Raw genomic sequence first — 25,638 nt, forward strand, 5'->3', positions numbered from 1 at the left:
CGATTACTCCTGAGTCCGAACGAGATGGGCTTGCAGACGGGCGATGGTGCCTGGCAGCTCATGGGGCTGATGGGCAAACATGTCCGGGTGCTCGGGATTCAGGCTGACGTAATCGAGCTGTTGCAGGGCGCGCTGACATTCGGTGCTGGTGAGAATTTCCAGGGAATAGACCCAGTTGGCCATGATCAGCAATGCCGAATAATGCCCCGCCAGGGTGGTCGTGGTGCAGGCGTCGCTGACCAGCCGAACGTGATAACCCAGCGCAAAGGCATCGAACACGCTGCTGAGTACGCAGACATCCGTCAACACACCGCAGATGACCAACGTGTCGACTTCCAGCGTCTTGAGCAGGGTATCGAGGTTGGTGCGGTGAAAGGCACTGTAACGGCCCTTGTCCATGATGAGTTCACCCGGCTGAGGCGCCAGCTGCTCGATGATTTCCACTTGCCGGGTGCCGGCACGATAGCTACTGGGGCCGCTGTCGCTGGCCCGGGGTTCACCGCGCGGCAGGTCAATGCCGTCGGCTCGGTTGATATGGCGGGTATAGATGACAGGCGTCCGCTGACTGCGGGCGGTTTCGAGCAGGGCTGCGGTATGGGCAATCACCGGGTCGAGGTTTTCCAGGACGAAACCGTCCTCCTGCTGCATGTCGATGATCAACAGCGCGTTTTTGTTGTTCATTAAGCAAACCTGATCAAAGGCGAAACACGATGCACCGTAATTCGCCGTGAGAGGGCGAGGTGTCGGTGCGTGAATTCCAGTTCGGGTGGGCTCAGTGAACTAACTGCCAGAAGCCATTCTGCTTGGCTGAAACACTGGCGCGCAGGCGCTTGAAATGCAGGTGCGAAGCGGTCCATTCACCGCGCAGATAAGCCCGCGCGGCGCCGGAGGGAAGGGCGATTGATTGGAGACGACCATTGAACATGGGAATCGACCCTTGTGGGAGCGAGCCTGCTCGCGAAAACGCCCGGACAACGCGGTTATTCAGGCGGAGCACGTTATCGTTGACGTCCATCGCGAGCAGGCTCGCTCCCACAGCGCAGAGTACTCAGCGGAACGCCGGGACCACGTGTTTGATAAACAGCTCCAGGGACTTTTTCTTCTCGGCGTGCGGCAGGCTGTTGTCGCACCAGAAGCTGAATTCGTCGACGCCCAGTTCCTGGTAGTACTTGATGCGCGGAATGATTTCTTCCGGGGTGCCGATCATAGCGGTCTTGTGCAGGCTCTCCAGTTCGAACTCTGGACGGCCGGCGAATTTCTCCTCAGGGCTCGGCGCCAGGAAGCCGTTGACCGGCGTTTCCTTGTTACCGAACCAGGCATCGAAGGTGCGGTAGAACTTGGCGATCGCCTTGGCCCCGACTTTCCATCCTTCAACATCATCAACCGAGTGGACATGGGTGTGACGCAGCACCATCAGTTGTGGGCGCGGCACGTCCGGGTTGTTGTCCAGCGCGGTCTGGAATTTGTTCTTCAGGTCGAGGACTTCTTCGTCGCCCTTCATCAGCGGGGTGACCATGACGTTGCAGCCGTTGGCCACGGCGAAATTGTGCGAATCCGGATCGCGAGCGGCGATCCACATCGGCGGATTAGGCTTCTGGATCGGCTTCGGCACGCTGGTGGACGTCGGAAATTTCCAGATGTCGCCATTGTGGGCGTAGTCGCCTTGCCACAATGCCCGAACCACCGGAACCATTTCCCGCAGCGCCTGACCACCGGAAGAAGCAGGCATGCCGCCGGCCATCCGGTCGAACTCAACCTGGTACGCGCCACGGGCCAGGCCGACTTCCATGCGACCGTTACTGATCACGTCCAGCAATGCGCATTCACCGGCGACCCGCAACGGGTGCCAGAACGGCGCGATGATGGTGCCGGCGCCCAGATGAATGGTGGTGGTCTTGGCAGCCAGGTAGGCCAACAAAGGCATGGGGCTTGGCGAGATGGTGTATTCCATGGCGTGGTGTTCGCCGATCCAGACGGTGCTGAAACCGCCGGCCTCGGCCATCAGGGTCAGTTCGGTCAAGTCTTCGAACAACTGGCGGTGGCTGACGCTTTCGTCCCAACGTTCCATGTGTACGAACAAGGAAAACTTCATGACGCTACCTCGGATCTATTGTTGTCGGCCTGTCGACTGCGGGCCTGATGGTTATTGGTATACCATAATACGTAATTGGCGCAAATTATTTCCGGATCAGCTGACTCATGCAAGGACGGGCAGGGCGCCCATCTTGCCGTGGCAATACACCAATGGTCCGGTGTTTTGCTGTGGAACGATCAGGTTCTTCACGGCACCCACCATGATCGCGTGATCGCCGCCTTCATATTCGCGCCACAACTCGCACTCGATGACCGCCGTAGCGTTGGCCAAAATGGGATTGCCCAGCTCGCTCAACGTCCATTCGATACCTTGCGCCTTGTCTTTGCCTTTTCGCGCGAAAGCATAGGCTTCGCTCTGCTGGCCGCCGGAAAGCACGTGAATGGCAAAGCGTTTGTTCTTGATCAGAACGGGATAGGAGTCGGAACTGTAGTTCGGGCAGAACAGCACCAGGGCGGGGTCCATGGACAGCGAGCTGAAGGCGCTTGCGGTCAGGCCGACGATTTGACCGTCGTCATCCAGCGTGGTGATCACCGTTACGCCGGACGGGAACGAGCCCATGACTTGTTTGTAGATGGCGGCATCAATCATTGGACGGTCCTCGGGTGGTGAAACGTGTTTTTATCGGTTTGTAGGTCTGATGGTATACCGTAATACATCGTTTGCAAGAGCTTTTTCTGTGGACCGATAAACGTACACCTTTGGTCTAAACGTCAGCATTTACGGGGGGTTAAGCCAGGAAACGTGTGCAGTTGTACGGCAGGATTGCGGATCAGATGGGTGCGCAAAGACCGAATCAGTCTTGTGAAAATGTTGGAATACCATAATATGGTCCGCATCTGAGGGGTGCCAAGATGCGCCCCCGGTTTGGCTTCATACAAAGATAAGAACAGACAAACTCGAGTTCATGCATATGTCCCAGATGTCCCGGCAAGACCCGTTGATCGAGAATCACACGGTCGATTACGTTCCACTCGCAGAGCGCCACGGGAAGGCCCGCGATCTTTTCACCTTATGGTTCAGCACCAACATTGCACCGTTGCCTATCGTTACGGGTGCCATGGTGGTTCAGGTTTTCCATCTCGATCTGTTCTGGGGGCTGCTGGCGATAGCGCTGGGGCACATGGTCGGCGGGCTGGTGATTGCCCTCGCATCGGCTCAGGGACCGCGCATGGGAATTCCGCAAATGGTGCAGAGCCGCGGCCAGTTCGGGCGCTATGGCGCGCTGCTGATCGTGTTCTTTGCCGCCCTGATCTACATCGGTTTCTTCATCTCCAATATCGTGCTGGCCGGCAAGTCGATTGTCGGAATCGTTCCCTCAGTCCCGGTCCCCGCCAGCATCCTCATTGGCGCCCTCAGCGCTACGGCGATCGGGGTGATCGGTTATCGTTTCATTCACAGCCTGAACCGCATCGGCACCTGGGTCATGGGCAGTGCCTTGCTTGCGGGTTTCCTCTACATCTTCGCCCATGACCTGCCGGCGGATTTCTTTACCCGCGGTGGGTTCAACCTGTCGGGCTGGTTGGCCACGGTGTCTCTGGGGATCATCTGGCAGATCAGTTTCTCGCCTTATGTGTCGGACTACTCGCGCTACCTGCCGGCCGATATTGGCATCGCCCGTCCGTTCTTCGCCACTTATCTGGGCGCAACCCTGGGCACGATCTTGTCGTTTACCTTCGGCGCGGTCGCGGTACTGGCGACCCCTGAAGGTACCGAAGCCATGGCGGCGGTGAAGCAATCCACCGGGTGGCTGGGGCCGATTCTGATGGTGCTGTTCCTGCTCAATATCATCAGTCACAACGCCTTGAATCTGTATGGCGCGGTACTGTCGATCATTACCTCGATCCAGACCTTCGCCAGTCAGTGGACGCCCAGCATCAAGGTGCGTGTGGTGTTGTCGAGTGTGGTGTTGGCAGGTTGCTGTGTGGTGGCGCTGGGGGCGTCTGCAGATTTCATTTCGCAGTTCATCGGGCTGATCCTGGCGCTGTTGTTGGTGCTGGTTCCATGGGCTTCGATCAACTTGATCGACTTCTATGTGATCAAGCGTGGGTGTTATGACATCGCCTCGATCTTCCGTGCGGATGGCGGGATTTATGGGCGGTTCAATTGGCATGCAATCGTGGCCTATTTCATCGGGATCATCGTGCAGCTGCCGTTTGCCAATACGTCGCTGTATGTGGGGCCGTATGCCAATCTGGTTGAGGGTACGGATCTGTCGTGGTTGGTGGGGTTGGTGGTGACTTGTCCGCTCTACTATTGCCTGGCTACGCGTGGTCAGGTTCGGCAGAGCAGGATTGCTCGGTTTGGCTTTACTGACTGACTTTTGAGCGCTGGTGTTTGTCTGGGATGCCCGGCTTTTTGCCGGGCATTTTTGTTTTTGCGGCAAGCGGCGCGTACATATCCATTCATGCGGTAACGGCCACTTATGGTTTCGCTCTTACAGCGAGTCACTTTGGAAGAGCGCCAAAGTAACCAAAGCGCTCTTGCCCCTTTCGTTCGGTGCCTCGCTAGGGCTCGGCATGCCCTCGCTCCGGTCCTGCTCCGTGGGCCCGCCGCCATCGGCCATCCATGGCCGGGGGCGGCTAACCCGGCATCCATGCCGGGTTGCCCACTGCGCAGAACCTCCACTCGGCCTCTCGAGGGGGCGGTGCGTCAACATCAAAAGCTGCAGGCGAGCTAACGCTCGGCCTGTTGAGTGGTGAGAAGCAAGGGCTGTACGCCGATCTACTGTAGGAGCTGGCTTGCCAGCGAAGGCGGCCTGACAGCCGACCAATCTCTTCCTGATGTACATCGTCCTGTGGGAGCTGGCTTGCCAGCGATGGCGACCTGACCGCCGACCAATTTCTCAGGGATGTACCCTGTCCAACTGTGGGAGCGGGCTTGCTCGGGAAGCTGTTGATCTTGCTGTTGCCGTTGCCGTTGCTTCGGCTTTTGATCTTGATTTTGATCTTTTGCCCCTTTCCCAGAGGCCGAACGCAGGCGTTGCGCAGTGGGCACCGCGGCAAGGATGCCGCGGTAGCCGCCCCCGGCCATGGATGGCCGATGGGGGCGGGCCCCCGGAGCAATGCCGGAGTGAGGGCATGCCGAGCCTAGGCGAGGCACCGAATGGAGGGGCAGAAGCGCTTTGGTTACTTTCGCGCTTTTCGAAAGTGACTCGCTGTAAGAGCGAAACCGCCAGCCGCAACTCCCGAAGAAACGGATATGCCCCCCATTCAAAAAGCAAAAAAAAAGGTCACCACAACCCGACGTTGTGGCGACCCAAGAGTGGCACTTAACTAGCAGCCCACTACCGTGGACATCAAAAAATCAATGCGCTCCAGCAGCCTTGTTCAAATCGCTCTCCGCCCATTCTGTATAAACGCAGGCATCTGCAGTCGCCCAGCGCACACGCACCGGATCACCTGCCTTCATTGGCATGCCAGCAGCTGAAAGTGCCTTCACGGTCATCGACGTACCGCCCGAAGTCACCACGCTGCAAGTCTGGCTTTCGCCCAGGAACAACACCTCCACAACCTTGGCTGATACTTCATTCCAGCCCGCAGCCAGCGGCTCCTGAGTGGCTTGTTCGATACTCAGTGCCAACGCCTTTTCCGGGCGCACCATCAGCAACACATCCTGATTGGTTTGCAGGCCGGCTGTCAGGCGGATCGACAGCGATTGCCCTTCGAACGAAGCCACCGCGTTGCCCTGAGCCTTAAGTTTCAGGAAGTTCGAGTTACCGAGGAACGAGGCGACGAATGCATTCGGCGGGTTCTGGTACAAGTCATAGCCGCTGCCCAGGCCGACGATCTTGCCGTGACTGAAAATCGCGATGCGTTGAGACAAACGCATGGCTTCTTCCTGGTCGTGGGTCACATAGACAATGGTGATGCCCAAACGTCGATGCAGTTGGCGCAATTCATCCTGCAAGTCTTCGCGCAGCTTTTTATCCAGCGCACCAAGGGGTTCATCCATCAACAGAATGCGAGGCTCATAGACCAGCGCCCGGGCGATGGCGACGCGTTGTTGCTGGCCCCCGGAGAGTTGCGAAGGGCGGCGATGGGCGAATTGTTCAAGCTGCACAAGCTTGAGCATTGCATCGACCCGACGTTCACGTTCCGCTGTGGCCAATTTGCGAATCGCCAATGGGAAGGCGATGTTGTCGCGCACCGAAAGGTGCGGGAACAAAGAGTAGCGCTGAAACACCATGCCGATGTCACGCTTGTGTGGCGGCACGTTGACCAGCGATTGGCCATTGACCAGGATCTCGCCGCTGCTCGGTGTTTCGAAACCGGCCAGCATCGACAGGGTGGTACTTTTGCCGGAGCCGCTGGAGCCGAGAAAGGTGAGGAATTCACCGTCCTTGATGTCCAGCGTGATGTTGTCCACGGCGGCAAAGTCGCCGTAGTGCTTGTTCAGGTTGCGCAGGCTTACCAGCGGCTGGTCGTTCTGTTGAGCGGAATCTTTAATCACTGCACTCATGTCGTACTCCTGCGCGCTCAGGCGCTGATTTCATTGCGCCGGCGCAGTGCGGCGGCGATCACCATGACCAATACCGAGAGGCCGATCAGCAGCGTCGAGGCGACGGCGATCACGGGCGTCAGGTCCTGGCGCAGGGTGGTCCACATTTTCACGGGAAGGGTTTGCAGGGTCGGGCTGGCCATCATCACGCTCAACACCACTTCGTCCCACGACACCAGGAACGCAAACAGGGCACCGGCGACCATGCCCGGACGGATCGCCGGAAAGGTCACCTTGAACACCGCTTGCAGACGTGATGCACCGCAGATCACAGCGGCATCCTCGATCGACTGGTCGAACAGCTTCAGCGAATTGATGATCGAGATGATGGTGAACGGCAATGCAACAATGACGTGGCTGACCACGAAAGCGAACATCGTCCCGGTGTAGCCCAGTTTAAGGAACAGCGCGTACACCGCCACGGCGATGATCACCAAGGGCACGATCATCGGCAGGGTGAACAGGCCGTAGAGCATTTCCCGGCCAGGGAAGCGGCCGCGTACCAGGGCAAATGCAGTGGGCAGGCCCAGGGCGACGGCGAAGAACGTTGTCAACACCGCAACCTTGAGGCTGGCCATTGCAGCGTTCATCCAGTCGGCGTTGGAGAAAAACTGGCCGTACCATTTCAGCGTCCAGCCGGGTGGCGGGAACACCAGCCATTGCGACGATCCGAACGACAGCAGCACGATGAACACGATCGGCAGCAAAAGGAACAGACCGATCAGCCCGGTGGTGAAGTACAGGCCGAAGCGCATCCGACGGCTCATGGCATTAGGGGTCAGGAGCATGACGGCTTACCTCGCGTTGCTGGCGCCAACCGGGGATTCCGGTTGAAGCTTCAGGTAGAAGTAGAACAACACCAGCGTAATGACGATCAACAACGCGGCACCGGCGCTCGCCAGACCCCAGTTGAGGAAAGACTGCACCTGTTGAATGATGAACTCGGGCAGCATCATGTTCTGCGCACCGCCCAGCAGCGCCGGGGTGACGTAATAACCCAGAGACATCACAAACACCATCAGGCCACCGGAGAACAGGCCTGGCCGACACAGCGGCAGGAACACCCGGAAAAAGTTGGTCCAGGGACTGGCACCGCAGATCGAGCCGGCTTGCAGAATCATCGGGTCGATAGCCTGCATGGTCGCCTGCAGCGGCAGTACGATGAACGGGATCATGATGTAGCTCATGCCGATCACCACGCCGGTGAGGTTATGCACCATCTCCAGCGGTTGATCGATGATGCCCATCGCCATCAACGCCTTGTTGATGACCCCCGAAGCTTGCAACAGCACAAGCCAGGAGTAGGTACGGGCAAGGAGGCTGGTCCACATCGACAACAACACGATGTTGAGAATCCAGCGACCCCAGCCATGCGGCACCAGCGTAATCGCCCAGGCCAGCGGAAAACCCAGCAGCAGGCTGAACAGTGTCACCAGGCCGGCCACCGAGAAGGTGTTGAGCAGCACCCGGGCATACGCCGAGTTGGCGAACAATTGCTCGTAGTTGCCCAGCCCTGGAACCGGCTCAAGCACGCCGCGCAGTAGCAGGCCTATCAACGGTGCCAGAAAGAACAGACCGAGGAACAGAAGGGCGGGGATCAGGTTGCTCGAACCACGCCAGCGTTGTGCCAGAGTCGGGGATTGCCTCATCGCAACCGCCTCGCCGAGGGCCAGGCCGGCAGCACCATTGGCGCTACCGGTTGCAGTGGGTTGACGGGGCGCGGTTACCGTCATTTTCATTTGACCAGCCATTCGTTCCACCGTGTCGCGATGGCAGGACCGTTTTTGGCCCAATACGCGAAATCAAGAGTGATCTGATCCTTAGCGTAGGCAGTCGGCAGGTTAGGTGCCAAAGCCGAATCCAGGAGCGCGACGCTGTCGACGTTGACCGGAGCGTAGGCGGTCAGGTTGGAGAAGTCGGCCTGGCCCTTGGCACTGCTGGCGTTAGCCAGGAACTTCATTGCTGCGTCCTTGTTTTTCGAACCTTTGGGAATGACCAGGATGTCGGCCATGACCAGGTTCTGTTTCCAGCTCACGCCGACGGGGGCGCCGTCTTCTTGCAGGGCGTGAATGCGGCCGTTCCAGAATTGACCCATGCTCGCTTCGCCGGAGGCCAGTAACTGTTGCGACTGAGCGCCGCCGCCCCACCAGACGATGTCTTTCTTGATGGTGTCGAGTTTCTTGAAGGCCCGATCCAGGTCTAGCGGATAGAGTTTGTCCGCGGCGACGCCATCAGCCAGCAGCGCCAGTTCCAGCACGCCTGGGCTTGGCCATTTATAGAGTGCGCGTTTACCGGGGTAGGTCTTGGTGTCGAACAAAGCGGACCAGTCCTGGGGTTTGTTGGCGCCGAGCTTGCTTTCGTTGTAGCCGAGTACGAAGGAGAAGAAGAACGAGCCGACGCCGTGATCGGAGACGAACCGCGGGTCGATTTTATCCCGTTCAATGACTTTGAAATCGAGGGGTTCCAGCAAGCCTTCGGAGGCGGCGCGCAAGGCGAAGTCAGCTTCGACATCAACCACGTCCCACTGCACGTTGCCGCTTTCGACCATGGCTTTGAGTTTGCCATAGTCGGTGGGGCCATCCTGGACCACGGTGATGCTGCTGGCCTTGCTGAACGGATCGGCCCAGGCTTGCTTTTGCGCATCCTGAGTGCTGCCGCCCCAGCTGACAAAGTTGACGCTTTCAGCTGCCATCAACGCTTGGCTGGTCACGCTCAGCAGTCCCGCAAAAAGAACCGCGGTTGCACGTTTGTTCAACACCATTTTCACGCCCTCATTGTTGTGTTTATGAGCGGGGCTTCGAGCGCCCGCCTATCGGGAGCAGTAGGTCCATCGAGTCAGTTCTGACTGTCCGGTCTATGGAATATCATATTATGGTATTCCAAACTTTGTGCAAGCACTTTGCCGTACCGGCTATCTGCCAAAACATGCTTTTTTGTTCGGCGGGGGCATTGCCCAACCTAACTCGAATCCAGAGGACGACTTGCCCTTTGTAGGAGCTGGCTTGCCAGCGATGGATTCACAAACACCGCGTTTATCCGGCAAACACGCGTTATCGTTGATGACCATCGCTGGCAAGCCAGCTCCTACAGTGGGTCACCATTCACTGGACGAACGGGATGCTTTCTACGACTTCCAGGTCGTACCCGGTCAAGCCGGCGTATTTGAGCGGTGGGCCGAGATGACGCAGTTTGCCCACGCCAAGGTCTTGCAGGATCTGCGCCCCAGTCCCCACTTCAGAATAGATGCGTGACTGCGAACGGCTGAACTGGCGAGGCGGCTGCGTGAGTTGCGGCACGCGCTCGAGCAGTGCCTGTGACGACTCATGGTTGGCCAACACCACCACCACGCCACGACCTTCTTCGGCAATCCGTTGCAGCGCGGCCCATAGCGTCCAGTTGGACGGGCCGCTGTACTCGGCGCCGACGAGATCGCGTAATGGGTCGATCACATGCACACGTACCAGCGTCGCTTCATCGCGGCGCAAGTCGCCCATCACCATTGCCATGTGGACACCGCCTTCGATGCGATCTTCAAAGGTGATCAGACGAAAGGTGCCATGCACGGTCGGCAGCTCGCGTTCACCGATGCGCACCACGGTGTGTTCGGTGCTCAGACGGTAGTGAATCAGGTCGGCGATGGTGCCAATCTTGATGTCGTGCTTGCGCGCGAACACTTCCAGGTCCGGACGACGAGCCATAGTGCCGTCATCGTTCATGACTTCGACGATCACCGAGGCCGGCGTGAAGCCTGCCAGGCGCGCCAGGTCGCAGCCAGCCTCGGTATGACCGGCGCGTGTCAGCACGCCGCCTTCCTTGGCGCGCAACGGAAAGATGTGCCCCGGCTGCACCAGATCGGCGGGCCCGGCATTCGAGGCAACGGCCGCCGCAACGGTACGCGCCCGGTCCGCCGCGGAGATGCCGGTAGTCACCCCGGTGGCGGCCTCGATGGACACGGTGAACGCGGTGCTGAACACACTGCCATTGCTCGGAACCATTTGCTCCAGACCCAGGTGCTGGCAGTGGTCGTCGGTCAACGTCAGGCAGATCAGGCCACGCGCCTCACGGGCCATGAAGCTGATCGCTTGAGCTGTGCAACAGTCGGCTGCCAGCAGCAGGTCGCCTTCGTTTTCCCGGTCCTCGTCATCGACCAGCAGCACCATTTTGCCTTGGCGATAGTCGTCGATAATTTCTTCGATAGTGTTGAAGGCCATGTCGGGAATCTCAGTGTTTGATGGAAATGTATTGTGGTATACCATAATACAAAATCAGCCGAGAGGTCACTATGAAGGCGTACTGGATTGCTCACGTGGATGTCACCGACCCCGATCAATACAGCCAATACACCCAGCGGGCACCGCAGGCATTTGCCGAATATGGCGGACGATTGCTGGCGCGCGGCGGGCGCAGTGAGGCGATGGAAGGTCGGCCGACGCCACAACGCAGCGTGGTGATCGAATTTGACTCTTATGAACAGGCGCTGGCCTGCTATCGGTCAGATCTGTATCAGGAGGCGAAAGGGCATCGCGAGGGTGTGGCTCGGGCCGAGGTGATTATTGTCGAGGGTGTAGCGCCAGCATGAAAAACGCCAGATGACCCTGTAGGAGCCGGCTTGCCGGCGAAGGCGTCCTTGAGCATTGCGTTTATCTTACGGGCGCCTTCGCTGGCAAGCCAGCTCCTACAGGGGATACCGGTTTTCGCTAGCGGATGAAATGAATCTTCCCGCTGTCGTCGTTGCCGATGTAGATGCCATAGACGCCGGCCTGCCGTTCCTCGATGTAGCGCTCGAGGATCTGCCGGATCGCCGGGTAATAGATGCTGTCCCAAGGGATGTCCTCGGGTGCAAAGAATTTGTAGTCGAGGGTTTCCGGCCCGAACTGGCCGGTGATTTCCAGGGCGATGGCGCGAAAGATGATGTACACCTCGCTGATCTTCGGCACGCTGAAGATCGAGTAGGGTGAGAGGATTTCGCCGCGCACGCCACTCTCTTCCCAGACTTCGCGCAACGCTGCCTGCTCGGTGGTTTCGCCAGCTTCCATGAAGCCCGCTGGTAGCGTCCAGGTGCCGGGGCGCGGCGGGATCGCGCGTTGGCACAGCAAGTACTTGCCGTCCTGTTCGATGATGCAGCCGGCAATGATCTTCGGATTGATGTAGTGGATGTAGCCGCAGCTGCGGCACATCAGGCGCTCGTGCGTATCGCCCGGCGGTTGCTGCTGACCGAGGTCATTGCCGCCGCACTTTGGACAAAAGCTCGGGCTGAACATGATTAGCGACCTATGCGCGGTTCTTTGAGCGCAATGGGCTGGGTGATCTCGGGGATCGCCCCGGTCTCATCCTGCTTGCGTTTGAGGTAATCGAGGGCGACGGTGGCGGCGGCGCGGACGTGGTCGACGCAAGCCTGGTGAGCGGCCAGAGGATCACCGCTCTTGATCGCCTCGACCATGCGTTCCATTTCCTGGTTGCTGGCGCCACGACGGTTTTCCTGGGACACCGACGTCGCGCGCAGGTAGCTGATGCGCGCCTGAAGCTGACGCAGCTGAGTGGCCGCAACGTGGTTGCCGGAGCCTTCGAGCAGTACGTCGTAGAAACCTTGCACGGAGTCGATGACTTGTTGCAGTTCGCCTTCCTTGAGCGACTGGCGGTTTTCCTCCAGGGCTTTTTCCAGGGCCTTGATGTCCTTGGCCTTGGCGCGCAGGGTGAACAGCTGAACGATCAGCCCTTCGAGCACGCAACGCAGCTCATAAATATCGACGGCATCGGCCAGGGTAATGATCGCCACCCGTGGGCCCTTGGCGTCGGCGAATTCCACCAGACCTTCGGATTCCAGGTGGCGCAACGCTTCGCGCACGGAGGTACGGCTGACGCCCAGGCGATCGCACAGATCGCGTTCGACCAGACGGTCTCCCGGCAGAAGCTGGAAGTTCATGATGGCGCTTCGCAGTTTATCCAGCACGATTTCGCGCAGGGTAACGGGGTTGCGATTGACCTTGAAGCTGTCGTCGAGTGGCAGGCGTTTCATGGGGTCCGCTCTGAATGTGGCTGTCCATGCAAAAAGAGCACTTCGATCCTTTGGATCATCCGTACTCATTCAATCAAACAGCCAAGGTTAACTGGAGGCCTCGGCATCGGCTTCGGCGAACGCTTCACGGGCGAGCCGGAAACTGTCGACGGCAGCGGGTACACCGCAATATATGCCGACCTGAAGCAGAATTTCGCGTATTTGCTCACGACTCAGGCCGTTACGCAAGGCGCCGCGCACATGCAGTTTGAGTTCGTGAGGTCGGTTGAGGGCCGAGATCATGGCCAGGTTGATCATGCTGCGCTCTTTCAGCGACAACCCCTCACGACCCCAGACGTGGCCCCAGCAGTACTCGGTGACCATTTCCTGCAACGGACGGGAGAAGTCGTCGGCATTCTCGATGGAGCGTTTCACATAGGCTTCACCCAGCACCTGGGTGCGGATCTTCAAGCCTTTTTCGTACTTCTCGTTACTCATTTCGCTTATCTCCGTGGGGCACGGATATCAGTGCTGTTCTGTAGGAGCCCGGCTGGCCTGCGAAGGCGTCCTCAAGAACGCCATCTCCGGCAAGCCGGACTCCTACAATATGACCAACATGACCTAGAGCCCGCCCATCAGGGTGTATTTAAGTTCAAGGTAGTCTTCGATGCCGTACTTGGAGCCTTCGCGGCCCAGACCCGAGGATTTGATCCCGCCAAAAGGCGCGACCTCAGTGGAAATCAGCCCTTCGTTGATTCCGACCATGCCATATTCCAAGGCTTCACTCATGCGCCAGGCCCGGCCCAGATCACGGGTGTAGCAGTAGGCGGCCAGACCGAACTCAGTGTCGTTGGCCATTTGGATCGCTTGGGCTTCGCTGTCGAAGCGAAACACGGCTGCCAACGGGCCAAAGGTTTCTTCCTGAGCGACTTTCATCGCGCAGGTCACGCCGGCCAGCACTGTTGGCTGGAAGAAGCCGTGGCCCAACGCATGACGCTCACCACCACAAAGCAATTGCGCACCTTGTGCCAGCGCGTCCTGCACATGGTCTTCAACCTTGGCCACGGCGCGGTCGTTGATCAGTGGGCCTTGATTGACCCCGACATCGAAACCGCTGCCGACATTGAGTTGCGAAACCCGTTCGGCCAACCGCTCGACGAAGGCGTCATGAATACCGTCCTGCACCAGGAAGCGATTGACGCAGACACAGGTCTGGCCGGCATTGCGAAATTTGGCGATCAGCGCGCCTTCCACGGCGCGTTCCAGGTCTGCATCGTTGAAGACAATGAAGGGAGCGTTGCCGCCCAGTTCCAGCGAGACTTTTTTCAGTGTCGGTGCGCACTGCGCCATCAGCAATTTACCAATGCCGGTGGAGCCGGTGAACGACAGCTTGCGCACCAAGGGACTTGCAGTCAGCTCGCCGCCGATGGCGACAGCGTCCCCGGTGATTACGTTGAAGATGCCCGCTGGAATGCCGGCCTGTTCGGCCAATGCGGCCATGGCCAATGCCGAAAACGGGGTTTCCGGCGCCGGTTTAACGATGCAAGGACAACCCGCAGCCAGTGCCGGACCGGCCTTGCGAGTGATCATTGCCGCAGGGAAATTCCATGGTGTGATCGCCGCGACGACACCAATCGGCTCTTTGCTGACGACGATGCGCGCATCGCCCTTGTGGCTTGGAATGGTGTCGCCGTAAATGCGTTTGGCTTCTTCGGCAAACCACTCGATGAAACTGGCTGCATACAGAATTTCCCCCTTGGCTTCGGCCAGGGGCTTGCCCTGTTCCAGGGTGAGGATTTCGGCAAGGGCGTCGGCGTTTTCCAGCATCAGGGCGTGCCAGCGCTTGAGTGTGTTGCTGCGTTCCTTGGCGGTCAGGGCACGCCAGGCCGGCCAGGCCTTGTTGGCGGCGACGATGGCCTGCCGAGCGTACTCGGCTCCAAGGTTCGGTACGCTACCGATGAGTTCACCGGTAGCCGGGTTGAAGATGTCCTGTCGCGCACCATCGGGCGCATCCAGCCATTGGCCATTGATGTACGCCTGCTGGCGGAACAGTTGCGAGGCTGCTGGGCTCATGCCGGCTCCTGGAGAAGAGAGTGATTACCTGTAGGAGCCCGGCTTGCCGGCGAAGGCGTCCTCAGGTACGCCTTCGCCGGCAAGCCGGGCTCCTACAGGGTTTTGTGTGAAGCCATCACGCCAGGGCGGGCAGGGGACCCAGCTTGCCCTTGTGATAGATCATCGGTGTCACGGGTTGCTCGGGAAGAATCAGGTTCTTCACGGCGCCGACGATGATGGCGTGATCACCACCATCGTATTCGCGCCACAGTTCGCACTCGATGATCGCGGTGGCTTTGCGCAGTAGCGGGTTGCCCAACTCGCTCAGGTGCCAGTCGATGCCGCTGGCCTTGTCCTTGCCTTTGCCGGCGAAGGCATAGGCTTCGGCGGTCTGGTCGGCGGACAGTAGATGAATCGCGAACTGCTTGCTGTCGCGCAACACCGGGTAGGTGTCGGAAGCGTAATTGGGGCAGAACAGCACCAGTGCCGGGTCAATCGACAGTGCACTGAAAGCGCTGGCGGTAATGCCGACGATGCCGCCGTCCGGGTCCAGGGTGGTCACTATCGTGACGCCTGACGGAAACGAGCTCATGACGTCTTTGTAAATGCCGGGTTCGATCATTTCTCAGGACTCCTAACGCATCACAAACGGATCAGGCATCGGTGCCTGGGAGAGGTTGATCCACACCGTTTTCAGCTCGGTGTAGGCCAGCACCGAATCGATGCCGCTTTCGCGTCCATAGCCGCTGTTTTTGAAACCACCGATTGGCGCCATGGCCGACACTGCGCGGTAGGTGTTGACCCAAATGATCCCCGAACGCACGTCCCGGGCCAGGCGATGGGCACGGCCCAGGTCGCGGGTCCAGATACCGGCGGCGAGGCCGAACTGCGAGTCGTTGGCGATCGCCAGGGCTTCGGCTTCGTCCTTGAAACGAATGACTGAAGCCACCGGACCGAACACTTCTTCCTGCATGATCTTCATCGAGTTGCTATCGCACTCGAACAGCGTCGGCTCATAGAACCAACCGTCACCGAGATTGGCCGGACGCTTGCCGCCCAGGCGCAGTTTCGCGCCTTCGGCAATGGCATCAGCCACCAGACCTTCAACCACTGCCAGTTGCTGCGCGGTGGCCATCGGGCCCATTTCGCTACTGTCTTCCTGCGGGTTGCCGATACGGATGCGCTGGGCGCGTTCCACCAAGCGGCCAACGAATTCATCGTAGATTTCGTCTTGCACCAACAGACGCGAACCGGATACACAACTTTGCCCGGAAGCGGCATAGATCCCAGCGATCGCACCGTTGATCGCGCTGTCGAGATCAGCGTCGGCGAAAATTATGTTCGGCGATTTGCCGCCCAGTTCCAGCGACAGCTTGGCGAAGTTTTCGGCGCTGCTGCGCACGACATGCCGCGCTGTAGCCGCACCGCCGGTGAAAGCGATTTTGCGAACCAGCGGATGGCGGGTGAGGGCGGCGCCGGTGCTTGGGCCGTAACCGGTGACGACGTTGACCACGCCCGGAGGAATGCCGGCTTCCAGCGCCAGGCGCGCCAGTTCGAGAATGGTTGCCGAGGCGTGTTCGGACGGCTTGATCACGATGGTGTTGCCTGCCGCGAGGGCCGGGGCCAGTTTGATCGCGGTGAGGTATAGCGGGCTGTTCCACGGGATGATCGCGGCGACCACGCCCATGGCTTCGTGCACGGTGTAGGCAAACAGGTCAGGCTTGTCCAGTGGCAGTGTTCCGCCTTCCAATTTGTCAGCCAGGCCTGCGGTGTAGTGAAAGAACTCCGGCAGATAACCGACCTGGCCGCGAGTCTCGCGAATCAGCTTGCCGTTGTCGCGGCTTTCCAGCTGCGCCAGTTGTTCCTTGTTTTCGGCGATCAGATCGCCCAGGCGGCGAAGCAGTTTGCCGCGAGCGGTGGCGGTGAGACCTCGCCAGGCCGCACTCTCGAAGGCAGTCTGCGCAGCCTGTACGGCGCGCTCGACGTCAGCTTCGTCGGCATCAGGCAATTCAGCCCAGGCTTGTGCCAAGGCCGGGTTCAGGCTTTCAAAGGTCTTGCCGGACAGGGCATCGACCCATTCACCGCCGATGCACATCTGGAAGCGTGCGAGTGTCATGCAACGATCCCCTTTATATGGTTTTGTCGGGAGTGCGCGGTGTCGAGAAACTCCAGCAACAGCTGGTTGACCAGGCGCGGCGATTCTACGGGCATCATATGCCGCTGTTCGGCGAGCACGGCAACGGTCGCGCCGGGAATGCGCTGGGCCAATTGCTCAGCCATTTCGGGAGTCGATCCCGGATCCAACTCGCCGGTTGCAATCAATGTCGGCACCTGGATGCTGGCCAAGTCCTCGGCACGGTACATGTCTTGGGTTGCAAACAATTCATAGGTGGTCAAGTAACCCTGAGGATCATTGCCCGCCAGTGTCTGGCGGATCGCAGCGATCTGCGCAGGATTGGCTGCCTGGTATTCACGACTGAACCAGCGTGACAGCGCCGCCTCAGCGTTGGCGTCCGGCCCGTGTTCGGCGGCCTGGCTGGTGCGGGCGATAACACCGGCACGTTGTTCAGGGCTGCGATTGAACACGCTGTTGAGCACCACCAGACTTTGCAAGCGCTGCGGGTAATGCAGGGCAAAAGCCCGCGCCACCAGCCCGCCCATGGAAAAGCCGATCACCGCGGCCTTGGGCAATTGCAGGTGATCGAGCAACTCCAGCAACTGGTCGGCATAGCCAAGCAGGGGGGTTCCATTTTCCGGACGAGGACTGGCGCCATGGCCCAGCATGTCGTAGGCAATGACACGGTACTTCGTGGCCAGGCCAACGATCTGGCCGCCCCACATTTCTTTATTCAGGCCCACGCCGTGGATCAAGACCACGGGCTGGCCTTGGCCGGTCGCCAGGTAACTGGTTCCAGCCGGGGTGCGTTCAGCGGTGAGCCGAATCATGGAGCGCTCCTGCATACCTTTTTGTTGTAGTGATCGACCTTTATTACTGGGCTTTTTCGGCCGCCAGTTCTTCCAGGTCGATGTAGCGGTTGCCGATGCGTGGGTGCAGACGGCCGCCGTCGGCGCAACCCAGGACCACGACAATTTCGTCGGCACGTGGCGCGTCTTCGATCTGCATTTCCAGGGTGATGTAGTGCGAACGCAGGCCTTCGTCATCCTTGTGCATCATCGGAATCTGGATCGAGGTGCCCGGGCCACCGCGCTTGTTGGTGAAGCTCAGATAACTCTTGGCTTTAACCGCTTCGCGGTAATGGTTACCGAAACGCAGGGTGTGGATGACGGCGGAAGCGTGTTCGATTTCACCATCGGCACCGACGACGGCTGCCTTGCCGTAAGCCTCGATCTTCTCGGCACCGCCGATGATGCCTACCAGGCGCTCAACCATAAGTGCACCGAGGTCCGAGCAGTTGGCGCGGATTTCCGGTTTAAGGTCTTCGACAAAGCCGCGGCCCAGCCAAGGGTTCTTCATCACCACAGCCAGGCCGACCATGGTCACTGGCGTATCGGTGGCCTTGCCGCCTTCGATAAAGGTTTCTTCGACATAGCTGACGATCTTGCGGATTTCGAAACTCATGAGCTGCTCCGTTTCAGGTTGAAAGTGTCTGTGCGTATGATGGTATACCATAATACCGGATGCGCAAGACCCTGAAATGAGTTTCTGGTCGGAAGGTGATGAAAAGAAGGGGGGGAAGGGCGCAGTAGCTTTTAAGCGTCTCCACCAAAGCACCGCTACTCAGATATGGGCCTGCAGCAATACCCGGTGCTCCGTGCGGTGGATCGTTGGCAATATGGTCGATCCACCGTCTCGGCTCGTTTCGTGTTTCAGGCCGCGGCGCTCACTCCTGCGCCTTTGCCCTCCGTCGGAATGTCATGGAGGGAAATCCTTGAAGTCTCCGGCAATGCCAGTCCACCTGCCAGCGCAAGCAAAGCCACCGCGATTAGATAGAACGCCGGCGACAAGTTGCTGCCGGTGGTGCTGATTAGCCACGTAGCCACCAGCGGTGCGGTGCCGCCGAAAATGGTATATGCCATGTTGTAGGTAATCGCCGATGCGGTGTATCGAGTACGGGTAGGGAAGGTTTCCGAGAGCAAGGCCGCCGTTACCACACCGCACAACACTGCTCCAATCGCCAAGAGCATAACGCCGGCGACGGATGCTGCGAACGAGCCGGAGCTGGCCATCAGGAATGATGGATACACGGCCACAATTAATAGAGCGCAAGCCGTCATCACCGTTTTACGACGCCCGACCCGGTCCGAATACAGCCCGGCCAGTGGGCAGATTGCCGCAGCGAATAACAATGCAATCAATGACACCAGCAACGCTGTTGCTCGGCTGAGGCCACCCGCGACTTGCAGGTAGGTAGCGAAGTAGGTGGTGAACATATAAAACGATAGCGCCGTGAGTGACACAAAAGCGCCCAGGCAACAGATTGCCGCACCATGGTTGCGCAAGGTTTCCTTAAGAGGGGAATGGGCTACTGCATGCTCTTGAGTCACCGCCTGGAATGCCGGTGTCTCATCGAGCTTCCAGCGTAAGTACAGGCCCACCAGGCCCAGCGGCGCGGCAATCAGGAATGGCAGGCGCCAGCCCCAGCTACCCATCGCTTCGGCCGATAATGACGCCTCGAGTGCGTAGGCCACCACGGCTGCCGCGGCGAAGGCGGAAAATGTCGACACCGGAATGAAGCTGCCGTACCAGGCGCGTTTATTATGCGGAGCATGCTCCATCAGATAGGCACAGGCACCTGCGTATTCTCCCCCGGCGGAAAAGCCTTGGGCGCAACGGATCAGGGAAAGCAGAATCGGCGCCATGACCCCGATCGCGGCATAAGTGGGTAGCAGACCGATCAAGGTCGTCGCACTGGCCATCAGTAGAATCGTCATCGCAAGGGTTCGCTTGCGACCGATCCTGTCGCCCAGCATGCCGAAGAAAATCCCTCCGAGGGGCCGAAACGCAAAAGCCACGGCGAATACCGCAAAGGTTTTCAGCAGCGCGACACTGGCATCGCCACTTGGGAAAAATTGCTGGGCGATGGTCGTGGCCAAAAAGCCGTAGACGGCGAAGTCGAACCACTCGACGAAATTGCCGATGCCGGCGGCCACAATCACTCTTCTCAGGGTTCTTGGGCTGACTTGTTCTGTCGTTGCGCTCGTCATGCTGGAACACCTCAAGAGTTCGTTAGTAAGCTTTCGATTATCAGTGCAGGCACTAAGGTGGTTCACTTCAAAAGTGTCATCCACATAGTCAGTACCGACTTCATGCACTTGAATTAAGCATTACTCGCGCCAGATGGGTGGGTCATCGATAGCAGAGCCATCGCGAACAACTGAGGGGATCCGAACACGCTAAGCGTTCGCTTGAGATGGTAGGTGTTTACCGTCGGGGCCATTTCCGCTCTCGCTCCTTCTCGTTGTCAAAACAGGAGCGGGAACGTTCATCCAAAGAGTTGGCCGTCAGTGATACTTGACGGCCTTCGCTTGCAGCTTTTCGATCCGCAGGTGCCCCACAAATGCAACGTCGCTCAAGGGCGTTTCACTGCATCGGTACCCAAAGGCTCCAGGTAAATATCAGCTGTACTGACTTGTCGATCCAGAAGCGGGTTTGGGCCTCCAGTTGTGGGTCAGCTGATAGGCAATTGCCAGCCATATGAACCACCCCGGCATCACCATTAAGGCAATACGGGTGTCAGGTCTTAATGCCAGCAAACAGAGAACAAAGCCCAGGAACGCCAAAGAGAACCAGGCCATCGGTACACCGCCAGGCATCTTGTAGGCCGATTGCGCATGCAGGTCGGGCCGGCTTCTGCGATAGGCAATGTACGACGCGAGGATGGTCGACCAAGTGAAAATCACCAGGATCGCCGATACGGTAGAGACAATGGTGAACGCTGTCATGACTTCCGGAACGATGAACAGCAGCAGTACACCCACCAGCATCAACAGTGTGGTGAACGCCAGGCTCAGCAGAGGCACGCTATTGCCCGACAAACGCCGAAAAATCCCCGGAGCATTGTCGTGACTGGCCAGCCCAAACAGCATGCGGCTGGATGAAAATACGCCACTGTTGGCCGATGAGGCGGCAGACGTCAGAACCACAAAGTTGACGATACCTGCTGCGGCGGGAAACCCTGCCACTAGAAACAGTTCGACGAAAGGGCTCTTGTTGGGCGAAACCTGTTGCCAGGAAGTCACTGCAATAATGCAGGCCAGTGCCAGCACATAAAACAGGATGATTCTCAACGGAATCGAGTTGATGGCTTTAGGCAGGGTCTTCTCGGGGGAGCGCGTTTCGGCTGCTGCAGTGCCGATCAGCTCAGTGCCGGCAAAGGAGAAGATTGCCATCTGGAAACCGGCGAAGAAACCAAACAGGCCGTTGGGGAAGGCTGCCTGTTTATCCAACAGGTGGTTCAGGGATGCAGTGACGCCATTGGGTGAGACGAAGGAGCTGGCAATCAGCACAATACTGACGCCAATCAAGGTGACGACGGCAATGATCTTGATGATCGCGAACCAGAACTCCACTTCGCCGAAAAGCCTGACCGTCAGCACATTCAAGGCAAACAGCGTCATTAACATACCGATGGCCGGTATCCAGGCGGGTACATCGGGGAACCAATACTGAAAGAATCCGCCGACCACGACTGCATCGCCTACCACCGCGACGCTCCAGCTCAGCCAGTACGACCAACCAAGGAAGAAAGCCGCTCGCGGGCCGAGGTAGGCACCGGCAAAATCCGCGAAGGTTTTGAAGTTCAAGTTCGAGAGCAACAGTTCGCCCATGGCGCGCATGACGAAGTAGACGAACAGACCGATGATCATATAGATGAGGATGATCGACGTGCCGGAGAGGGCGATGATCTTCCCGGAGCCCATGAACAGACCTGTCCCGATGGCACCTCCCATGGCCATTAACTGAATGTGACGATTGCTGAGCGTGCGCTGCAGCGCGGGCTGTTCAACTAGCCCGGACGGGGTCGATTTCATTACAAAACCTCTTGATTTTATGTTTTTGAGTTTTGGCAGAAAAGTGGATGTCTAAAGTTCTTGTTAGAGCTGCAATGGCTACTGACGGTGGTTGTTTGCGGGTGGCAAGGTTTCTCGTCCGCGAACAAGGTGCGCCGCCCCTCGGCACTTGCTCAGGGGGCCTGACCGATGGCTATCAGCTGACTGTGCGTAGACGCGAGGGAGCTGCCGGCTGCTGTTCAAGCAGTTGGTAGAGATTTTTTATGTTGGTAGGCTTCGGCACCAAGTGGATGCGCTCACCGATTGCATGCTCCCGCGCCAGGTCGTGCACGTAGCGCAGTGACGAAAAGTCTTCCAGGGCAAAACCCACCGAATCGAACACGGTGAGCTGGGAGTCGTTCTCGCGGCCCCGGACTTCGCCTTGAACAATCCGGAAGAACTCGATGACGGGAAAGTCGGGCTCCAGTTGTTGAATATCGCCTTCAATCCGGGTTTGAGGTTCAAACTCAACGATGACGCGGGCTTTGCGCAGGATGTCGGCGTGCAGTTCGGTTTTCCCCGGGCAGTCACCGCCGACGGCATTGATATGCATGCCGGGCTCGATCATCTCGGGCGTCAAAATCGTTGCATAGGCCTTGTCTGCCGTGACCGTGGTGACGATGTGCGCGCCCTTGACCGCTTCCTGTACCGAGTTGGCCAGAATCACCTCAATATCCGGAAATGCGGCCAAGTTGTGCTTCAACTTTAGTGAAGCGTCGCGATCGATATCGAAAATGCGGATTTCTTTTATAGACAGCATTTCGTGGAAAGCGAGGGCCTGAAACTCGCTCTGGGCGCCATTACCGATGATTGCCATGATGCTTGAACCAGGGCGCGCCAGGGACTGCGCGACCAGCGCGGAGGTCGCTGCAGTGCGCACGGCTGTGGTCAGCGTCAGTTCGCTGAGCAAAGTTGGATAGCCACTGTGGACATCGGCCAGGACACCGAAGGCCATGACTGTCAGCAAGTTCTTTTGACCGTTGTCCGGGTGACCATTCACGTATTTGAACGAGTACTGTTGGCCATCGTCAGTCGGCATCAACTCGATCACACCGTCGGCCGAATGATTGGCGGTGCGAGGCGACTTATCAAACTGCGCCCAGCGTGAGTAGTCAGCTTCGATGTAAGCCGCCATTTCGCGGATTACCCGGCGGATTCCCACCTTGGCGAACAGGCGTGCGGCATGATCGACATCGATAAAAAGAGTCATGTTTTTATTCTCCGGTTCAATAGTTGAAACGCTGCGATTCAGGGGGATAACTCAGGCGCGTTTGCTCTCGTAACCATGCAGCACGTTGACCGCATTGATCCCGATTTCATCGACCATGTAGCCGCCTTCCATCACGAACAGGGTGGGGCAGCCCACACCCGCTATCAGCTCGCCGATGCCGATGAAGTCTTCGCTTTCCAGCAGGAAGTGGCTGATGGGATCGTCCTTGAACGTGTCGACACCCAGTGAAATAACCAGCACTTCAGGGGCAAATTGCTGGAGTTTCTTGCAGGCGTGGAGCAGGGCGTTGCGGTAACTTTCCCAGGTGGTGTTCTTCGGCATCGGATAATTCAGGTTGTAACCTTCGCCGTGGCCTGCGCCGACTTCATGGCTGAAGCCTGAGTAGTACGGATAGGACACCGCCGGCTCGCCGTGCAGCGAGACAAACATGACGTCGCTGCGCCCGTAGAAAATGTTCTGGGTACCGTTGCCATGATGAAAGTCGACGTCCAGTACCGCGACATGCTTGGCGCCTCGGGTAATGGCCTGCTGTGCGGCGATGGCGGCGTTGTTGAGATAGCAGTAGCCGCCCATGTATTCACGCGCGGCGTGATGGCCGGGCGGGCGGCAGAGGGCAAAGGCACTGTCGTGGCCTTCATCGATCAGCGCCAGTCCGGTCAGCGCGATATCGGCGCTGGTTTTTACCGCTTGCCATGTGGTGGCGGTAATGGGGGAGCCGGCATCCATGGCGTAGAAACCCAGCTTGCCGTCGATGAACGTCGGGACTTGCTCGTTCGCCAGATCGCGCACCGGCCATACCAGCGGCAAGGCATCGTGGGTGCGTCCGGTTGCGCTCCATTCAGACCAGGCGGATTCCAGAAAAGTTACGTAGCGCTCGCTGTGCGCGTTGACATAGCACGACCGGTCAAATGCTCGTGGTTCGATGATCTGGCCTAGCCCTACCTGTTTAACCCGATGATGGACGGTATCAGCCCGACTGGGCTGTTCAAAGGACGGTTTGAGCACGCCGTCTTTCAATTCGGTGCCGTGGTGCAAACGGTGGGAATCACTGAAAACTGTAAACATTGTGCGCATCCGTTGATGTGAGCCAGTGCAAATATTTTGTTCTGGTACAGATGCGAAATCTTTGCTTTGTTTTCATGGTTTGGTAGATATTGCGGGTGGTTTTACTCAGGAATGGCGCCATGCAGAAAAAAATATCCAAACGCATCAGTCTCGACGACACCGACCTGGCGATACTCGCGTTGTTGCAGGAGGATGCGAGTATCTCCAACGCCGAGCTCAGTGAGCGCCTGTCGTTAAGCCTTACGCCTTGCTGGCGGCGTCGTAAGAGAATGGAGGAGGCGGGCGTGATTAAGGGCTATCAGGCGAACCTTGATCGACGAATGCTGGGGCTGGATATCCTGGCGTTCGTGCACATCCGTTTTTCCACCCACGCTGATCACGCTCCCGACGCTTTCGAGGCGGTGATTGCGCAATTGCCTGAAGTGTTGTCCTGTCACAAGATCACCGGGGATGCCGATTACGTGCTGCAAGTGTTGGCAGAGGATCTTGATAGCTACAGTGACTTTATCGAGCAGGTGCTCAGGTGTCAGGTGGGTATTGCCTCCATCCAGTCCAGCCTGGCTTTACGCGAGGTCAAGACCAGTAGCCGTATTGCGATACCCAAATCGAGCAAGGACTGAGCGGGCAGGGGTTAGATCACCTTTTCAGAGTCGTGTTAGAGACTGTCTTGTTTCGACGGCACTTGGCAGTCAAACGCTCTAATCCGCGGCTTCGGCTAATCGCTGTCGTAAAACTGTAATGTTACGGTCATAGAATTGACACGACTTCTTACATTTGACCTAAGCTGGCCTCTGGCCTTTTTCACGGATGAGCAAGCCCCATGCGTCGTGTCGTATTCAATCAGAAAGGTGGTGTTGGAAAATCCAGCATTGCCTGCAACCTTGCCGCTGTAAGTGCTGCCGAAGGTTACCGAACGCTGCTGGTTGATCTCGACCCCCAGGCAAATTCGACCCACTATCTCACTGGCCTGATCAACGAGAGGATTCCGACGGGCATCGCCGATTTTTTCAAACAAACATTGTCCGGCGGCTTCGAAGGCAGAAAGAGTCGCGTGAACATAATCGAGACCCGATACGACAACCTCCACCTGGTGGCTGCCAGCCCCGAACTGTCAGACCTCCAATCAAAACTGGAGAGCAAGTTCAAGATCAATAAGCTGCGCAAGTTACTGGTAGAGCTTTCCGAGGATTATGAGCGCATCTATATCGATACACCTCCGTCACTGAATTTTTACACCTTCAGCGCGCTGGTGGCTGCAGACAGGTTGCTGATTCCGTTTGATTGCGACAGTTTTTCTCGTCAGGCGCTGTATCGCGTCATCGAGCAGGTAGAAGATCTACGTTGTGATCACAATGAATCACTAAAAGTGGAAGGGGTGGTGGTTAACCAGTTCACTGGGCACACTGGCTTGCACCAAAGTCTCGTTAATGAGTTGCTGGCAGAAGGTTTACCTGTGCTGCCGGTTTACCTGAGCAGCTCCGTCAAGATGCGCGAATCTCACGAAGTTTCAGTCCCCCTCATCCATTTGGCCCCTCGCCATAAGCTTTCGCTGGAATTTGTTGGCTTGCTGGATGCCCTGGAACGGGCCGCCTAGCGTAAGCGTCCAGTCAATACACCTTCCAAGTTCCAGCATTAAGGACGAGGGTGTCCGCGTAATTTTTTATCAGTGCTGAAAAACCGGTGCCTTGCCCT

The 25,638-nt window shown here is 58.1% G+C and carries 25 protein-coding genes; 4 read left to right on the forward strand and 21 right to left on the reverse strand.

Annotation, left to right across the window (positions count from 1 at the left end; all coding sequences use genetic code 11):
* Positions 1-3 precede the first annotated feature (3 nt).
* The 4 genes from ACWGZX_RS28500 to ACWGZX_RS28515 all read right to left on the reverse strand — a co-directional run bounded on the left by ACWGZX_RS28500 (position 4) and on the right by ACWGZX_RS28515 (position 2,683).
* Positions 4-681 carry an isochorismatase family cysteine hydrolase gene (locus ACWGZX_RS28500; RefSeq protein WP_452626460.1) on the reverse strand — a complete coding sequence of 226 codons (678 nt, stop codon included), beginning with the start codon at positions 679-681 and terminating at the stop codon, positions 4-6.
* Positions 682-772: 91 nt separating this feature from the next.
* Positions 773-1,015 (reverse strand): hypothetical protein, encoded by a 243-nt coding sequence (locus ACWGZX_RS28505; RefSeq protein WP_452629099.1) that lies wholly within the window; start codon positions 1,013-1,015, stop codon positions 773-775.
* 33 nt (positions 1,016-1,048) lie between these two features.
* Positions 1,049-2,092: an LLM class flavin-dependent oxidoreductase gene (locus ACWGZX_RS28510; protein ID WP_452626461.1), complete on the reverse strand. Its 1,044-nt coding sequence runs from the start codon at positions 2,090-2,092 to the stop codon at positions 1,049-1,051.
* A 105-nt stretch (positions 2,093-2,197) separates the two neighbouring features.
* The gene (locus ACWGZX_RS28515) at positions 2,198-2,683 is read right to left on the reverse strand and encodes a flavin reductase family protein (protein WP_223521526.1); all 486 of its coding nucleotides are present in this window, start codon (positions 2,681-2,683) and stop codon (positions 2,198-2,200) included.
* A 322-nt stretch (positions 2,684-3,005) separates the two neighbouring features.
* Here ACWGZX_RS28515 and ACWGZX_RS28520 point away from each other — a divergent pair, with 322 nt between their 5' ends.
* Positions 3,006-4,412, forward strand: coding sequence for a purine-cytosine permease family protein (locus ACWGZX_RS28520; protein WP_452626462.1), 1,407 nt, complete (start codon positions 3,006-3,008; stop codon positions 4,410-4,412).
* Positions 4,413-5,398: 986 nt separating this feature from the next.
* Here ACWGZX_RS28520 and ACWGZX_RS28525 read toward each other — a convergent pair.
* The 5 genes from ACWGZX_RS28525 to ribBA all read right to left on the reverse strand — a co-directional run bounded on the left by ACWGZX_RS28525 (position 5,399) and on the right by ribBA (position 10,803).
* Complete coding sequence (locus tag ACWGZX_RS28525) at positions 5,399-6,553, reverse strand: ABC transporter ATP-binding protein (protein WP_452626463.1); 1,155 nt, start codon at positions 6,551-6,553, stop codon at positions 5,399-5,401.
* A gap of 17 nt (positions 6,554-6,570) precedes the next feature.
* Complete coding sequence (locus ACWGZX_RS28530; protein WP_223521529.1) at positions 6,571-7,380, reverse strand: ABC transporter permease; 810 nt, start codon at positions 7,378-7,380, stop codon at positions 6,571-6,573.
* A 6-nt stretch (positions 7,381-7,386) separates the two neighbouring features.
* Entirely contained in the window at positions 7,387-8,331 is a 945-nt protein-coding gene (locus ACWGZX_RS28535) for an ABC transporter permease (protein WP_452626464.1), read from the reverse strand.
* Entirely contained in the window at positions 8,328-9,353 is a 1,026-nt protein-coding gene (locus tag ACWGZX_RS28540) for an ABC transporter substrate-binding protein (RefSeq protein WP_452626465.1), read from the reverse strand. Before ACWGZX_RS28540 ends, ACWGZX_RS28535 begins: the two co-directional genes overlap by 4 nt.
* A 340-nt stretch (positions 9,354-9,693) precedes the next feature.
* On the reverse strand, positions 9,694-10,803 hold the full coding sequence (ribBA, locus tag ACWGZX_RS28545; RefSeq protein ID WP_452626466.1) for a bifunctional 3,4-dihydroxy-2-butanone-4-phosphate synthase/GTP cyclohydrolase II: 1,110 nt from the start codon (positions 10,801-10,803) through the stop codon (positions 9,694-9,696).
* Positions 10,804-10,874: 71 nt separating this feature from the next.
* On the opposite strand from ribBA, the gene ACWGZX_RS28550 reads away from it, so the two are divergent.
* Entirely contained in the window at positions 10,875-11,171 is a 297-nt protein-coding gene (locus tag ACWGZX_RS28550; protein ID WP_452626467.1) for a DUF1330 domain-containing protein, read from the forward strand.
* Between the two features lie 118 nt (positions 11,172-11,289).
* On the opposite strand, the gene ACWGZX_RS28555 is transcribed toward ACWGZX_RS28550, so the two are convergent.
* The 12 genes from ACWGZX_RS28555 to ACWGZX_RS28610 form a co-directional block, all read right to left on the reverse strand.
* A complete protein-coding gene (locus tag ACWGZX_RS28555) occupies positions 11,290-11,853 on the reverse strand; it encodes an NUDIX hydrolase (RefSeq protein ID WP_223521535.1) in 564 nt (187 codons plus the stop codon).
* A 2-nt stretch (positions 11,854-11,855) separates the two neighbouring features.
* On the reverse strand, positions 11,856-12,608 hold the full coding sequence (locus ACWGZX_RS28560; protein WP_452626468.1) for a GntR family transcriptional regulator: 753 nt from the start codon (positions 12,606-12,608) through the stop codon (positions 11,856-11,858).
* A gap of 87 nt (positions 12,609-12,695) precedes the next feature.
* Complete coding sequence (locus ACWGZX_RS28565) at positions 12,696-13,085, reverse strand: carboxymuconolactone decarboxylase family protein (protein ID WP_452626469.1); 390 nt, start codon at positions 13,083-13,085, stop codon at positions 12,696-12,698.
* Positions 13,086-13,208: 123 nt separating this feature from the next.
* On the reverse strand, positions 13,209-14,660 hold the full coding sequence (locus ACWGZX_RS28570) for an NAD-dependent succinate-semialdehyde dehydrogenase (protein WP_452626470.1): 1,452 nt from the start codon (positions 14,658-14,660) through the stop codon (positions 13,209-13,211).
* Between the two features lie 115 nt (positions 14,661-14,775).
* The gene (locus ACWGZX_RS28575) at positions 14,776-15,261 is read right to left on the reverse strand and encodes a flavin reductase family protein (RefSeq protein ID WP_223521540.1); all 486 of its coding nucleotides are present in this window, start codon (positions 15,259-15,261) and stop codon (positions 14,776-14,778) included.
* A 12-nt stretch (positions 15,262-15,273) separates the two neighbouring features.
* Positions 15,274-16,755: an aldehyde dehydrogenase gene (locus ACWGZX_RS28580; RefSeq protein ID WP_223521542.1), complete on the reverse strand. Its 1,482-nt coding sequence runs from the start codon at positions 16,753-16,755 to the stop codon at positions 15,274-15,276.
* The gene (locus ACWGZX_RS28585) at positions 16,752-17,585 is read right to left on the reverse strand and encodes an alpha/beta fold hydrolase (RefSeq protein ID WP_452626471.1); all 834 of its coding nucleotides are present in this window, start codon (positions 17,583-17,585) and stop codon (positions 16,752-16,754) included. The genes ACWGZX_RS28580 and ACWGZX_RS28585 overlap by 4 nt, the downstream gene beginning before the upstream one ends.
* Positions 17,586-17,628: 43 nt before the next feature.
* Positions 17,629-18,219: an amino acid synthesis family protein gene (locus tag ACWGZX_RS28590; protein WP_201112043.1), complete on the reverse strand. Its 591-nt coding sequence runs from the start codon at positions 18,217-18,219 to the stop codon at positions 17,629-17,631.
* Positions 18,220-18,467: 248 nt separating this feature from the next.
* The gene (locus ACWGZX_RS28595; RefSeq protein WP_452629081.1) at positions 18,468-19,805 is read right to left on the reverse strand and encodes an MFS transporter; all 1,338 of its coding nucleotides are present in this window, start codon (positions 19,803-19,805) and stop codon (positions 18,468-18,470) included.
* A 411-nt stretch (positions 19,806-20,216) separates the two neighbouring features.
* Complete coding sequence (locus tag ACWGZX_RS28600) at positions 20,217-21,632, reverse strand: amino acid permease (protein WP_452626472.1); 1,416 nt, start codon at positions 21,630-21,632, stop codon at positions 20,217-20,219.
* Positions 21,633-21,807: 175 nt separating this feature from the next.
* Entirely contained in the window at positions 21,808-22,860 is a 1,053-nt protein-coding gene (locus ACWGZX_RS28605; protein WP_452626473.1) for an ornithine cyclodeaminase, read from the reverse strand.
* A gap of 51 nt (positions 22,861-22,911) precedes the next feature.
* Positions 22,912-23,946 carry a histone deacetylase family protein gene (locus ACWGZX_RS28610; protein ID WP_452626474.1) on the reverse strand — a complete coding sequence of 345 codons (1,035 nt, stop codon included), beginning with the start codon at positions 23,944-23,946 and terminating at the stop codon, positions 22,912-22,914.
* A 119-nt stretch (positions 23,947-24,065) separates the two neighbouring features.
* Here ACWGZX_RS28610 and ACWGZX_RS28615 point away from each other — a divergent pair, with 119 nt between their 5' ends.
* Both ACWGZX_RS28615 and ACWGZX_RS28620 read left to right on the forward strand, forming a co-directional pair.
* Positions 24,066-24,566: an Lrp/AsnC family transcriptional regulator gene (locus ACWGZX_RS28615; protein WP_452626475.1), complete on the forward strand. Its 501-nt coding sequence runs from the start codon at positions 24,066-24,068 to the stop codon at positions 24,564-24,566.
* A gap of 200 nt (positions 24,567-24,766) precedes the next feature.
* On the forward strand, positions 24,767-25,540 hold the full coding sequence (locus ACWGZX_RS28620) for a ParA family protein (protein WP_452626476.1): 774 nt from the start codon (positions 24,767-24,769) through the stop codon (positions 25,538-25,540).
* The last annotated feature ends 98 nt before the right edge of the window (positions 25,541-25,638 follow it).

The organism is Pseudomonas sp. CLCA07, from assembly GCF_053615335.1.